Genomic DNA, 13,133 nt, shown 5'->3' with positions numbered 1-13,133 from the left:
ATCGTGGCGACGGACGGACCGCCCGCGAGGGTCCGCCGGTGGTCCAGCCCGAGCCGAACACCCGCCGAAAGACCGGATGGAGTGGCATGAGGATGCTGATCAACAGCCCGCAGACCGTGGTCACCGACGCCCTGCGCGGGATGGCGGCCGCCCATCCCGAGTTGGACGTCGACGTGGAGCGGCGGGTGGTCGTACGGCGGGACGCGCGGTCGGGCGGGCGGGTCGGGGTGGTGTCCGGGGGCGGGTCCGGGCACGAGCCGCTGCACGCCGGGTTCGTGGGGTACGGGATGCTGTCCGCCGCTTGTTTGGGCGAGGTGTTCACGTCACCGGTGCCCGAACAGATGGTGCGGGCGGCCGCGGCGGTGGACTCCGGCCAGGGGGTGCTGTTCGTCGTCAAGAACTACACCGGGGACGTGCTGAACTTCGAGATGGCCGCAGAGCTCGCCGAGGAGGACGGCCTGCGGATCGAGCGCGTCCTGGTCGACGACGACGTCGCGGTGACCGACAGCCTGTTCACCGCGGGGCGCCGCGGCACCGGGGCCACCCTGTTCGTCGAGAAGATCGCCGGGGCGGCCGCCGAGGAGGGGGCGCCGCTGGACCGGGTCGCCGCGCTCGCCCGCCGGGTCGACGCGTGCTCGCGGAGTTTCGGGGTGGCGCTGAGCGCGTGCACCACTCCGGCGAAGGGCAGCCCGACCTTCGACCTGCCGGACGGGGAGCTGGAGTTGGGCATCGGCATCCACGGCGAACCGGGCCGGGAGCGGCGCCCGATGATGTCGGCGCGGGAGATCGCCGAGGTCGCGGTGGGCGCCGTACTGGAGGAGCTGGCGCAGATCGGTCCGGCGGACGGTCCGGTGCTGGCACTGGTCAACGGGATGGGGGCGACACCGCTGCTGGAGCTGTACGGGTTCCACGCGGAGGTGGCCCGGGTGCTGGCCGAGCGCGGTGTGCCGGTGGCGCGGGCGCTCGTCGGCAACTACGTCACGTCGCTGGACATGGCGGGGTGTTCGGTGACGCTGTGCCGGGCCGACGAGGAGGTGCTGCGGCTGTGGGACGCGCCCGTCCGGACCGCGGCGCTGCGCTGGGGGCTGTGAACGTATGGTGTCGGTGGGACTGGCCAGACGGGTGCGAGGCGAGGAGATCCGGTGCGTGACGCAGAGTTCTTCCGGCGCTGGATGGCGGCCGTCGCGGCCGCGGTGGAGCGGGAGGCGGACCGGCTGACCGAGCTCGACTCCCCCATCGGCGACGCCGACCACGGGAGCAATCTGCTGCGGGGGTTCACGGCCGTGCTCGCCGCCCTGAAGGCGGAACCAACGGAGGCGGCGCCGGGCACGGTGCTCCAGCTGGCCGGGAGGACGCTGATCTCGACCGTCGGCGGGGCGTCGGGACCGCTGTACGGGACGCTGCTGCGGCGTACGGGCAAGGCGCTCGGGGAGTCGGCCGAGGTGTCCGACGCCCAGCTGCGCGAGGCTCTGTCCGAAGGGGTCGGGGCGGTGGCCCAGCTGGGCGGGGCGGCGCCGGGGGACAAGACGATGCTGGACGCGCTGGTGCCGGGGGTGGCCGCTCTGGGTACGTCGTACCGGGCGGCCGGGAGCGCGGCGGAGGAAGGGGCGCTGGCGACGGTTCCGATGCAGGCGCGCAAGGGGCGGGCCAGCTATCTGGGCGAGCGGAGCATCGGTCACCAGGATCCGGGGGCGACCTCGTCGGCGCTGCTGCTGGGGGCGCTGGCGGACGTGGCGGAATCGGCGGGCGCGCGGTGACGGGCGAGCACGCGGCCCCCGACTCCCCTTCCGACTCCGGCCCCGGATCCGCCCCCGGCCCGGCCCTGGTCGGCATCGTGCTGGTGTCGCACAGCGCGCGGGTCGCGGAGGCGGTGGCGGAGCTGGCGCGCGAGCTGGCGGCCGGCGGACCCGTGGCCCCGGTGGCCGCGGTGGCCGCGGCGGGCGGCACAGCGGTCGGCGGCCTCGGCACGAGCACGGAGCGGATCCTCGCGGCCGCCCGCGAGGTGGACCGGGGCGCCGGGGTGGCTCTACTGGCCGACCTGGGCAGCTCGGTGCTGACGGTGAAGGCCCTGCTGATGGAAGACGAACTCCCGCCGGGGTCCCTGCTGTTGGACGCACCGTTCGTCGAGGGCGCGGTGGCGGCGGTCGTGACCGCGTCCACCGGAGCCCCACTGGCGGCGGTCGCGGCGTCCGCCGCCGACGCATACACGTACCGCAAGCTCTGACCGAAAGGGCCCGGCCGACCGGACGGCCCGACCGCGGGCGCCGCGGGCAGGCCGACCGCCCCCTACGGACGCCCCCTACGGACGCCCGCGGAGGGTTTCGATCTCGCGGCGCTCGCGCTTCGTCGGGCGGCCCGCCCCCCGGTCGCGGATGCCGACCACGGCGGCCTCCACGGGCGTGGGCGGCGGCGGGCTGTTGTCGATCAGGCATTCGGCGGCGATCGGGGCGCCGACCCGCTTGGACACGGGCCGCTTGACGACGACGATCCGCTCGCGCCCCGCGTGGAAGAGCCGTACCTCGTCCCCCGCGCGCACGGGCTGCGCCGGCTTGGCGCGCTCCCCGTTGACCTTCACGTGACCCGCCCGGCAGGCGGTCGCCGCGATCGAGCGGGTCTTGGTCAGGCGCACGGACCAGATCCACGCGTCGACCCGTACCGCGCCCGTTCCCGTTCCCTCATCAGCCATGCCCCGACTCTAGCGAGCCGGGCACGCCGGAACGGAACGAGTTTTGGCAGATGCGCCAAGAGGTATGGCATCTGCCATGGAGATCAGGCCAAGAGAATTGCAAATGCGCCACACGTACCCATACGTTGTCGCCCATGCAGTCCTACACCATCGGACAGGCGGCGCGCCTGCTGGGCGTCAGCCCGGACACCGCCCGCCGCTGGGCCGACGCCGGCCGGGTCGTGACCCATCGCGACGAAGGCGGGCGACGCCTGATCGACGGACGCGACCTGGCCGCCTTCTCCGTCGAGGTGGGCCAGGGCGCCCACCTCGAGGACGGGGAACCGTACACCTCGGCGCGCAATGCCTTTCCCGGCATCGTCACCGCCGTCAAACTCGGCGACGTGGCCGCCCAGGTCGAGATCCAGGCCGGTCCCCACCGCCTGGTCTCGCTGCTCACCCGTGAGGCCGTCGAGGAGCTCGGGCTGGAGGTCGGCATGCAGGCCACCGCCCGCGTGAAGTCCACCAGCGTGCACATCGACCGCACCTGATCCGGACGGCGCCGCCCGCCGACCCTCCGCGGTCCCCCGCACCACCCGCTCAGCACCACCGAACGTCCCCACCCGCTCCGCCCGTCACCGGCGCGGGTCACCACCGCGCGGTTCCGGCAGCAGGCCGGCCGCCGACCCGACCGAGGAGCGCCTGCTCATGTCCCCGATCACGATCCGTCGTACGGCCGCCGCCGCGCTGACCGCCGCCCTGCTCGTGCCGCTGGCCGCCTGTGGCGGCAAGAGCGACGACAAGGCCGCCGCCCCCGAGACGACCCCCGAGCCGAAGGCCGTGAACCTCACGGTGCTGGCGGCCTCCTCCCTCACCGACGTCTTCAAGACCGCGGGTGAGGAGTACCAGAAGACCCACCCCGGCACGAAGATCACCTTCTCCTTCGCCGGTTCGCAGGAGCTCGCGGCCCAGGTCAAGCAGGGTGCCCCGGCCGACGCGCTGGTCACCGCCGACACCAAGACCATGGACGGCCTGAAGGCCGAGACCGGCGACGCCGCCATCATCGCCAAGAACCGCCTGGTCATCGCGGCCGGCAAGACCAACCCGTTCAAGATCGACGAGCTCAAGGACCTCGCCGACACCAAGATCAAGGTCGTGCTCGCCGCGCCCGAGGTCCCCGTCGGCCGCTACAGCAAGCAGATCCTCGACGCCCAGAAGATCGAGGTGAAGCCGGTCTCCCAGGAGCCCAACGTCCGTGCCGTGCTGAGCAAGGTCGAGCTCGGTGAGGCCGACGCCGGTCTCGTCTACAAGACCGACTCCGCCAAGTCCGGCGACAAGGTCGTCACCGTCGAGATCCCGGACGACCAGAACGCCGTGGCCTCCTACCCGGCCGCCACGCTGAAGCAGTCCAAGAACGCCACGGAAGCGGCCGCCTTCGTGGCCTGGCTCAGCACCCCCGAGGCGCAGAAGATCCTCCAGGACGCGGGCTTCCAGAAGGCGTAACCGCCGGACGGACCCACACCCTCTGAGGGGCTGCCTGAACCGGGGGGACAGGCAGCCCCTCTCGGCGTTCTCGCGGACGGGCCCCCGGACCCGCCGCCGGCCGCCGGCCGCCCACGCTTCCCCCCACAACCGACACCCCAGCCAGGAACCCTCATGAGCAGACTCCGCGGCCGAGCCGGCACGCGCAGCGGCATACGCGTCCGTACCGGTGCCCGCACCCGGCCCCCGCTGGCCCTGGCGCTCCCCGCGCTGCTCGCCGTCGCGTTCCTGCTGCTGCCGCTCATCGGCATCCTCGTCCGCACCCAGTGGGGCCAACTCGGCTCCCACCTCACCAGCCCCGGCGTGGTCGAGGCCCTGAAGCTCTCGCTCCTGGTGTCCCTGTGGGCCCTGGCCCTCTCGCTGCTCCTCGGCGTACCGCTCGCCTGGCTGCTGGCCCGCGTGGAGTTCAAGGGCAAGGCCCTGGTCCGCTCCCTCGTCCTGCTCCCGATGGTGCTGCCGCCGACCGTCGGCGGTGTCGCCCTGCTGCTCGGCTTCGGCCGGCGCGGGCTGCTCGGCCCCTGGCTGGAGGGCACCTTCGGGATCACCCTGCCTTTCCACACGTCGGGCGCCGTCGTCGCGGCCACGTTCGTCGCCATGCCGTTCCTGGTGATCAGTCTCGAGGGCGCCCTCGGCGGTCTCAAGCAGAGCTACGAGGAGACCGCCGCCTCGCTCGGCGCCTCGCCGGTCCGGGTGTTCTTCACCGTGACCCTGCCCATGGTCGCCCCCGGCCTGATCGCCGGTGCGGCGCTGACCTGGGCCCGCGCGCTGGGCGAGTTCGGGGCGACCATCACCTTCGCCGGCAACCTGCCCGGCACCACCCAGACCCTGCCGCTCCAGGTGTACCTGCTGCTACAGGACAAGCCCGAGGCCGCCACCTCCGTCTCGTTGCTGCTCCTCGCGATCGCCATGGGCGTACTGATCGCCCTGCGCGGACGCTGGACGGGCACCCCGGTGGCCCGCGAGGCCGCTTCGACTCCGGTCCCCGAGGAGACCCTCACCTCCGACGCCGGCACCGCCGTCACCCACGCCGGCGACGCCGCGCCGCCCCACGACAGCGGCCGCTGGCCCCTGCACGCCACCGTCACCGGCTTCAACGAGCTCACCCTCGATGCGGAACCCGGCACCACCATCGCCGTGGTCGGCGAGAACGGCGCCGGCAAGACCACCCTGCTGCGCGCCCTGCTCGGCCTCACCCCGCGCGCCCACGCCGAACTGCGGCTCGGCGACGACGAGGTGACGGACCTGCCCCCGCACCGGCGCCAGGTGGCCTGGGTACCGCAGGACGGGGCGCTGTTCCCGCACCTGACCGCCGTGGCCAACACCGCGTACGGGCTGCGCGCCCGCGGGGTGCCGCGCGCGCGGGCCCGCCGCGAGGCCCGGGCCTGGCTGAACCGGCTGGACGTCCAGCACCTCGCCGACCGCAAGCCCGCCCAGCTGTCCGGCGGCCAGGCCCAACGGGTGGCGCTGGCCCGGGCGCTGGCCGCCCGCCCCCGGCTCCTCCTCCTGGACGAACCGCTGGCCGCGCTCGACCAGACCACCCGGGCCCGGGTCCGGCACACCCTGCGCACCCACCTGGCCGGCTTCGGCGGGGTCTGCCTCATCGTCACCCACGATCCCGTCGAGGCGGTGTCCTTGGCCGACCGGGTCCTCGTACTGGCCGACGGCCGGGCCCTCCAGGACGCGCCGCCCGCGGAGGTGACCCGGCACCCGCGTTCCCCGTGGGTGGCCCGCATGCTGGGGCGCAACGCCTGGCCGGGCACCGCGTCGGCCGACGGGCTCGCCCTCGCGGCGGGCGGTCGACTGGTGGTCGCCGAGACGCTGCCCGAGGGGGCGAAGGCGCTGGCGATCATCGCTCCGGAGGCGGTCTCGGTGCACCGGGACCGCCCGGGCGGCAGCCCGCGCAACGTCTGGCCGGGCACCGTACGGGAGATCACCGCGGTCGGTAGCCGGCTGCGCGTGCTGATCGCCTCGGCGAAGGTGCCCGACCTGGTCGCCGAGATCACCCCCGATGCGGCGGCCGAACTGGGCATCGTGGAGGGCGCCGCGGTGTGGACGAGCGTGAAGGCCACCGAGGTCACCCTGGTACGCCTCTGACAGCGCGGGCCGGATCCGGGCGCCCGGTGCGCGGCCGACGGTCCTCGGGGCGATCCCGCACAACCCAGGGCGGGCGCACGACGCAGGCCACGGCACCTCGCCACGTCGTCGGAGCACCCGAATGCGCCCGGTACGGAGGCGCCGCTGCGCCCGAGGCCCCTCCCCGCGGTAGCGGGGAGGGAGATGCACGGCACCGGACGCCGCGGGCCGCACCGCCGCCGCTTCGACGGGAGGACTTGGGCCGTCTCTTCCGGATCTTGCCGGGCCCGCGGCGGCCGGCACCGCACCTGGCCGCGCCCTCGGGGCGCCCGAGTACGACCAGGGGCGCCCCTCCGCCTCGCCTCGCCCTGCGTCCCCTCGGCCCTGGCGGGCCCGGGGAGACCCGTGGCACCGGACGCCGCGGGGCTCGGCCGACAAGATCCCAAAGAGACGGCCTAACCGGCGTCCTCCGGGGCGGCCAGGGCGAACTCGCACCAGACGCACTTCCCACCGCCCCGGGGCTCCACGCCCCACTCGTCGGCGAGCCGGTCCACCAGCATCAGCCCGCGCCCCGAGACCGCCCAGTCGCCCGCCTCGCGCCTCCTCGGCAAGGCGCTGCTCCCGTCCTCGACCTCGATCCGGATCCGGCCCTGCGCCGTGAGCCGCATGCTGACGTGGCCGCCGCCGTCCGTGTGGACCAGGGCATTGGTCATCAGCTCGTCCGCAGCCAGTTCGATCTCATCGGCCCGGTGCCGCGCTCCCCAGGCGGCCACCGCCGCCCGGATCAGGTGCCGGGCCAGCGCCGGGGCCTTCGTGTCACCCGGTTCCAGGCGATGCTGCAACGGACCGCCGCCGCGCGCGGTGGGGGTGCCGCGGCGGCGCAGTACGAGCATGGCCATGTCGTCCCCGCCGCCCGAGTCGCCGACCAGGTCGCACAGCACGTCGGCGAGTTCCTCCACGTCGATCGGGCCGCTGTGGACCGCCGCCATGAGCTCCCGCATGCCGGTGTCCTGCTCGGCGCCGGGGCGTTCGATCAAGCCGTCGGTGCACAGCAGCAGGGTGTCCCCGGGGTGCAGTTCGAGGCTGGTGACGGGGTAACCCGAGCCGGTGCCCGGCTGCTCGCGGGGCGGCAGGCCGAGCGGCAGCCCGCCGGCCACCTGGACCCGGTGGACGCTGCCGTCACCGCGCCGCACGACGGGGTCGAGGTGCCCGGCGCGGACCATCCGGGCCATCCCGGTGGTCAGGTCCACCTCGGCGTAGGTACAGGTGGCGAACCGTTCCGTCTCCAGCTCGCGCAGGAAGGTCGAGGCCCGGGCCATCGCCGCGCCCGGCGTGTGCCCCTCGACGATGTAGGCGCGCATCACGATGCGCAGCTGCCCCATGACGGCAGCCGCGTCCGTGTCGTGCCCCTCGACGTCGCCGATCATCACCCCGACCCGGCCCTCGCCGAGCGGGACCACGTCGTACCAGTCGCCGCCGATGTCCCGGCCCATCCGCGCGGACCGGTACCGTACGGCGATCCGCGCGCCCGGCACCTCCGGGATCCGGCGGGGCAGCATGGCCCGCTGGAGCCCCTCGGCCAGGTCGTGCTCCTGTTCGAAGAGGATGGCTCGCTGGAGGCTCTGCGCGACGCCGCTGCCGAGGGCCATCAGCAGGTTCCGCTCCTCGGTGGTGAAGTCGCCGTCCCGCGCGTAGAGCAGCCCGAGCGCCCCGATGGGCCTCCCCTGGGCGATCAGCGGGAGGTAGACGCCGCTGCGGACGGACAGCGGTTCGATGTAGGGCCACAGGTCCGGGTAGCGCTGCTGGAACTCGTCCCGGGAGACGAGGAAGACCGACTGCATGGTGCGCACGGCCTCGCTCATCGGGAGCTGCGCGTCGATCCGCGTGTACTCGATCTCGGGCACGTACGAGCCGAGCTGCCCCTCCGCGACCAGGTGGATGCGGCCGCCGTCGACGACGCCCAGCATCACGCTGACGGCGCCGAGGTGGCCGAGGGCCTGCGGGTCCTTGAGGATGTCGGTCACGTCGTTGACGGTGCGGGCGTGGGCGAGGATGGCGGTGGTCCGCTCCACGACGCCGGTCATCCGGCGCCGCCCTTCGATCTCCTCACCGGCAGCGCCGGGCTCGCCGGGGTCGTGGGCGGCGTCGCGGAGGATCCCGATGACGCGGTACGAGCGACCGGACGGGTCCCGCAGGATGTGCCCCTGGATGTGGGTCCAGGCCGGCGAACCGTCGCGCCGGCGGCTGCGGACGTAGGCCCCGTAGTGGCTCCGGCCGTCCTTGATCGCCTGCGCGACCCGGGTGTCGAGCCGGGCCTCCTCACCGGGGGCGAGGCGGATCCGGAGCCCGCCGGGGGTCCCGTCGTACTCGTCCGGGCGCAGGTCCAGCACCTCGAGGGCGGTGGGATCGAGATGCATCCGACCGTTGTCGAGGTCCCAGTCGAAGGTGCCCATGCGATTGAGCGCCAGGCTCGTGTCCGGCCGCGCGGGCCAGCCGACGTCGGAGTTCTCTGCCCTACGGGCCATGCAGCCAGGGTCTCACTCCGGCCCGCCGGTGTCCCTGCGGGCGGCCCGGACACCCTCCGTGCCCGGCCCGGCCCGGCACGCCGGCGGGAGCGCCACCGGCGGTGCGGGCGGCGGGGAACGGCCGCGGCACCGCAGGAGCCGACGGCCGCGGGGTTCAGCGCCGTCCGCCGTCCGGAAGGGTCGCGTCATGGACCAACAGGGCGATCTGGACCCGGTTGTTGAGGTCCAGTCGGGTCAGGATCCGGGACACGTGGGTCTTCACCGTGGGCAGCGCCAGGTGGAGCTCCCGTCCGATCTCCGCGTTGGAAAGGCCCCGCCCGACCGCCAGGGCCACCTCCCGCTCGCGCTCGGCCAGCAGCTCCAGCCGGGCGCGGGCGGCGGTCGCCCGGGTGTCCTGGCCGGAGTCGCCCGCCACCTGGTCGATGAGCCGGCGGGTGACGGCCGGGGAGAGCACCGGGTCCCCGGCGGCCACCGTCCGGATGGCCGTCACGATCTCCTGCGGAGGGGTGTCCTTGAGGAGGAACCCGGCCGCTCCGGCCCGCAGCGCGCGGAGGACGTGCGCGTCGGTGTGGAAGGTGGTCAGGACCAGCACCTCCGGGGCTCCCGGTTGTGCCCGGAGCCGCTCGGTGGCGGCCAGCCCGTCGACGCCGGGCATCCGGATGTCCATCAGCACCAGGTGGGGTCCGTGCGCGGCGACCAGATCGGGCACCTCCGCCCCGTCCGCGGCCTCCGCGACCAGCTCGATGTCCGGGGCACCGCCCAGCATCAGGCGCAGCCCGGCCCGGACGATCGCGTCATCGTCGACCAGCAGTACGCGGATCACCGGGGCTCCTCGTCTTTCGTGTCTCGTGGTCTTGAGGTCTTGTGTGTCGTGGCCTTGTGTGTCGTGGCCTGGTGTTTCGTCGTCCCGTGCTCGTCCCTCGGTCAGCCCTGCCAGGGTAGCCAGGCCCGCACCCGGAACCCGCCGCCGGCGGGGACGGCCGTCAGTTCCCCACCGGCCAGCCGGGCGCGTTCGGCCAGCCCGATCAACCCCTGCCCGCCGCCTTCGGCCGGCCCGGGCACCGTGCCCCGGGCCGGATCCGGTCCGGGCGGCGGAGTGTTGCGGACCTCCACCGTCAGCCCGTCGCCCGGGTTCCCGGTGACCCGCACGTCGGCTGCCGCGCCGGGCGCGTGTTTGCGCACGTTGGTCAGCGCCTCCTGCACGATCCGGTACGCCGTGCGCCCCACCAGCGGCGGCGGCGCGGCCCCCTCGGGCGGTCCGGCCAGCTCGATCCGTCCGCCCGCCGCCCTCGCCTCCGCCACCAGCCGGGGGAGGTCCGCCAGTTCCGGCTGCGGGCGCTCACCGCCCTCCGCGGACCCCGTACCCGGCCCTGCCCGGAGTACGCCGATCACCTCGCGCAGGTCGTGCAGCGCCAGGTGCGCGCTCTCGCGCATCACCCCGGCGGCCCGCTCGATCTCCGCCCGCGGGGCACCGGGATTGAACTCCAGGGCGCCCGCGTGCACGCTCAGCAGCGACAGCCGGTGGCCGAGTACGTCGTGCATCTCGCGGGCGATCTCCTCCCTGGCCTCCATCCGGGCCCGCTCGGCCCGCGACTCCGCGTCCGCCTCGGCCAGTTCGGCGCGCTCGCGCAGCGAGGCGATGAGCTGCTGCCGGGACCGCCGGAACAACCCCCAGCCGATGGCTCCGGCGATCAGGGCGAAGTACGTCACGGCCGAACCGGCCCGCTCCTCGGACATGTCCGGCAGCTGCCACAGGAAGAGCGGCAGCGGTCCGAAGACCAGGGCCGCCACCCATGCCGTGGCCTTCCACGGCCGGGTCGCGGCCACCGTGAACACCGCCACCATCGCCGGCCCGGTCAGGTAGTGCGCCACGCTGCCGGACAGGAGCAGCACCACGGCCAACTGGACCGGCGCGCGCCGCCGCAGCAGGACCGCCGCGCACCCGAGCCCGCCGGCCACCTGGTCGGCGGTCCGCCAGCCCGGGCCGAGGCTCTCCGCGACCGGGATGGACTGCGCGCTGACGGCGGCGAAACAGGCGGCGAAGAGGAACAGGGCCAGGTCGGCGGCCCAGTCCCGGCGGGTGCGGTGGATACGGCGCATGTCCCGGAAATCTACGCGGCCGGGCGCGGGAGCGGGCATCCGCGCACCGCAACGGATACTTAAGTACGAGCGCAGGAGCCCTAAGACCGATGACCGGGCCGGCGCCCGGCTCCTAACGTCGGAGCATGACCTCCACCTCGCCGAAGTCCCCGAAGTCCCCGAAGTCCCCGCTGGCCACCGTCACGGGTGCGCTGTGCTTCGTGCTCGCCGTCGGTGGCGCGAGCGGCCTGCTGCACGAGTGGCTCGGCTGGATCCACTTCATGGGCTTCCTCCGGTTCCTCGCCCCCGACGGCTACGAGATCTACAGCTACGTCGTCATGATCGCCCTCGGCCTCGCAGTGGGCGTCGCGGGCGACACGCTCGCCCGCCGCGACCGCGCCTGATCACCGGTCCGCTGTGGCGACGCCCCGTGACCGCGCCTCCTCCCCCGCTCGGGGAGGAGGCGCGGTCATGCCCGGGAGCGGTCAGCTTTCCTGGGCCGGGCCCTCGGGCTCGGGCTGGGGAGCCGTCCGGGGCGGTTCCTGCTGCGGCGCGGACGGCTGCTGAGCCGACGGCGGCGGGGGCGCGGACTGCTTCTGCGCGGTGGGCGGCGGCGGAGCGGTCGGGCGCTGGGGGGCGGCCGACGTCGGCGGGCGCGGCGCGGAAGACCTCGAAGTCGCCGGAGCCGTGGGAGACGCCAGAGCCGTGGGAGACGCGGGAGTCGCAGGAGTCGCGGGCGCGGACTTCGGCGTCGGTGACTGCGCGGACGGCTCGGAGGTCGGCTTCGACGGTGACTTCGACTCCTCGGACGGCTTCGACGGCGACGTCGACGGTGACTCGGCCGGGGTCTTCTTCGGTGACTCCGACGGTGACTCGGCCGGGGTCTTCTTCGGTGACTCCGACGGTGACTCGGCCGGGGTCTTCTTCGGTGACTCCGACGGTGACTCGGCCGGGGTCTTCTTCGGTGACTCGGACGGCGACTCCGACGGCGACTTCTTCGGGGACTCCGACGGTGACTCCGAAGGCGACTTCTTCGGTGACTCGGACGGCGACTTCGACGGGGACTCCGACGGAGACTTCGAAGGCGACTCGGACGGGGACTTCGACGGCGACTTCGAGGGCGACTCGGACGGGGACTTCGACGGCGACTTCGAGGGCGACTTCGACGGTGTCGGCGTCGTCACCGACGTGCTCGGGGTCGGGGACGTGCCGGACGGGGTCGGCCTCGGCGAGGTCACGGACGGGTTCGGGGCCGTCGCCGACGGGGGCGGGGTGAGCGGCGGTGTCGGGACGGGCGGCGGCGGGATCGGCCTGTCGGGCTTGGGCTTGCCCTGGTTGTCGCCCTTGGGGCGCTCGTACCACTGGTTGTCACGGTGGTCGTAGATCACGATCTTGTTGACGACAGTCGGCGCCGGTGCGATGGCCACCACCTTCGCCGGCTGGTACGAGGGCCACGTCTGCCCGAAACGCTTCGGGGCGGCCTTCAGCGGTACCGGCGGACCGAGCGGGTTGCCACACGCGCAGCGCACCCGCGGCACTCCCCGGTCGTCCACCAGCACGGCCGTCCCGGCCTGGAGCACGGCCTGGTAGGGGACGAGCTTGCCGTCCCGGTAGCTGTGGTTCGTCACCCGGGTGTCCATCCGCAGCTGCACCGAGGTGAGGGAGCGGAGGTATCCGGGAACCGCGGCCGGCTGGATGCCCTGCGCCTGGGCGAAGGCCGCGTTCTTGGCTGGGTCCGCGCCCAGCGATCCGATCAGCTTCTCGACGTCACAGCTGGCGACGTTCCTGGTGCCGCCGTACACGCCCGGCGCGGAACCGCTGACGCTCCTGGTACCCACCGGCCCGGTCGGGCTGGCGCTCGGACTGACCGTGCCCTGGGGAGAGGGCGGCGGGCTCTCCGGCGGGGGCGGCGCGCCCTTCACCACCGTGGACTCCGTGAAGGGGTCCGGGCCCGACGCGGCGACCGGCTGGAGGAACACCTCGCCGCCGGCGTTGTCGGCCTTCCCTCCGGGCCGGGTGAGGACCACGGCCAGCGCCACGACCGCCGCCACCGCGACCAACGCGGTGACGAGCCGTGGCACCGAGCGCCACCAGGGACCTCCGGCCGGTGCCTGACCCGAGCCTCCGGCGCCACCCGTGCCGCCCGGGCCACCGGGCCCACCCGGCGGCGCCGACGGCGGCGGCGGTGGCGGAGGCCCCTGCTGCCCGCCCGAGAGCGGGCCCGAAGGGGGCCCGGTGGGGCGTCCTGA

General features: G+C 74.3%; 12 protein-coding genes and 1 pseudogene. 8 read left to right on the top strand and 5 right to left on the bottom strand.

Annotation, left to right across the window (positions count from 1 at the left end; translation table 11 throughout):
- The first annotated feature begins 86 nt into the window (after positions 1 to 86).
- The 3 genes from dhaK (at position 87) to OG594_RS17770 (ending at position 2,224) form a co-directional block, all read left to right on the top strand.
- Positions 87 to 1,091 carry a dihydroxyacetone kinase subunit DhaK gene (gene dhaK, locus OG594_RS17780; protein WP_266600002.1) on the top strand — a complete coding sequence of 335 codons (1,005 nt, stop codon included), beginning with the start codon at positions 87 to 89 and terminating at the stop codon, positions 1,089 to 1,091.
- A gap of 51 nt (positions 1,092 to 1,142) precedes the next feature.
- Entirely contained in the window at positions 1,143 to 1,757 is a 615-nt protein-coding gene (gene dhaL / locus OG594_RS17775; RefSeq protein WP_266600000.1) for a dihydroxyacetone kinase subunit DhaL, read from the top strand.
- Positions 1,758 to 1,822: 65 nt separating this feature from the next.
- Positions 1,823 to 2,224: a PTS-dependent dihydroxyacetone kinase phosphotransferase subunit DhaM gene (locus OG594_RS17770; protein ID WP_266603009.1), complete on the top strand. Its 402-nt coding sequence runs from the start codon at positions 1,823 to 1,825 to the stop codon at positions 2,222 to 2,224.
- A 75-nt stretch (positions 2,225 to 2,299) separates the two neighbouring features.
- Here the strand turns inward: OG594_RS17770 and OG594_RS17765 are convergent, their stop codons facing one another.
- Positions 2,300 to 2,686, bottom strand: coding sequence for an RNA-binding S4 domain-containing protein (locus tag OG594_RS17765; RefSeq protein WP_266599998.1), 387 nt, complete (start codon positions 2,684 to 2,686; stop codon positions 2,300 to 2,302).
- A 134-nt stretch (positions 2,687 to 2,820) separates the two neighbouring features.
- Between OG594_RS17765 and OG594_RS17760 the strand changes: the two genes are divergently transcribed.
- From OG594_RS17760 to OG594_RS17750, 3 genes are all read left to right on the top strand, one after another.
- On the top strand, positions 2,821 to 3,216 hold the full coding sequence (locus tag OG594_RS17760; protein WP_030730138.1) for a molybdopterin-binding protein: 396 nt from the start codon (positions 2,821 to 2,823) through the stop codon (positions 3,214 to 3,216).
- 157 nt (positions 3,217 to 3,373) lie between these two features.
- On the top strand, positions 3,374 to 4,168 hold the full coding sequence (gene modA / locus OG594_RS17755; protein WP_266599955.1) for a molybdate ABC transporter substrate-binding protein: 795 nt from the start codon (positions 3,374 to 3,376) through the stop codon (positions 4,166 to 4,168).
- A gap of 153 nt (positions 4,169 to 4,321) precedes the next feature.
- Positions 4,322 to 6,301, top strand: a complete 1,980-nt coding sequence (locus OG594_RS17750) for an ABC transporter permease (protein ID WP_266599953.1) — start codon at positions 4,322 to 4,324, stop codon at positions 6,299 to 6,301.
- 434 nt (positions 6,302 to 6,735) lie between these two features.
- On the opposite strand, the gene OG594_RS17745 is transcribed toward OG594_RS17750, so the two are convergent.
- The 3 genes from OG594_RS17745 to OG594_RS17735 all read right to left on the bottom strand — a co-directional run bounded on the left by OG594_RS17745 (position 6,736) and on the right by OG594_RS17735 (position 10,905).
- Positions 6,736 to 8,805: a SpoIIE family protein phosphatase gene (locus tag OG594_RS17745; RefSeq protein ID WP_266599951.1), complete on the bottom strand. Its 2,070-nt coding sequence runs from the start codon at positions 8,803 to 8,805 to the stop codon at positions 6,736 to 6,738.
- 154 nt (positions 8,806 to 8,959) lie between these two features.
- Positions 8,960 to 9,628, bottom strand: a complete 669-nt coding sequence (locus tag OG594_RS17740; RefSeq protein ID WP_266599949.1) for a response regulator transcription factor — start codon at positions 9,626 to 9,628, stop codon at positions 8,960 to 8,962.
- A 101-nt stretch (positions 9,629 to 9,729) separates the two neighbouring features.
- The gene (locus OG594_RS17735) at positions 9,730 to 10,905 is read right to left on the bottom strand and encodes a sensor histidine kinase (RefSeq protein ID WP_266599947.1); all 1,176 of its coding nucleotides are present in this window, start codon (positions 10,903 to 10,905) and stop codon (positions 9,730 to 9,732) included.
- A 125-nt stretch (positions 10,906 to 11,030) separates the two neighbouring features.
- Between OG594_RS17735 and OG594_RS17730 the strand changes: the two genes are divergently transcribed.
- Positions 11,031 to 11,288, top strand: a complete 258-nt coding sequence (locus tag OG594_RS17730) for a hypothetical protein (RefSeq protein ID WP_266599945.1) — start codon at positions 11,031 to 11,033, stop codon at positions 11,286 to 11,288.
- Positions 11,289 to 11,589: 301 nt separating this feature from the next.
- On the top strand, positions 11,590 to 12,267 hold the full coding sequence (locus tag OG594_RS17725; RefSeq protein WP_266599943.1) for a hypothetical protein: 678 nt from the start codon (positions 11,590 to 11,592) through the stop codon (positions 12,265 to 12,267).
- A 17-nt stretch (positions 12,268 to 12,284) separates the two neighbouring features.
- Here the strand turns inward: OG594_RS17725 and OG594_RS47105 are convergent.
- Positions 12,285 to 12,686: pseudogene (locus OG594_RS47105) on the bottom strand (DUF6777 domain-containing protein); the annotation flags it as partial.
- Positions 12,687 to 13,133 lie beyond the last annotated feature (447 nt).

The organism is Streptomyces sp. NBC_01214 (assembly GCF_026340975.1).
In the GTDB taxonomy this organism is placed as follows: domain Bacteria; phylum Actinomycetota; class Actinomycetes; order Streptomycetales; family Streptomycetaceae; genus Streptomyces.
Note: the sequence above shows the minus strand (reverse complement) of the source record. Positions and strands in the feature narration are given on the sequence as shown.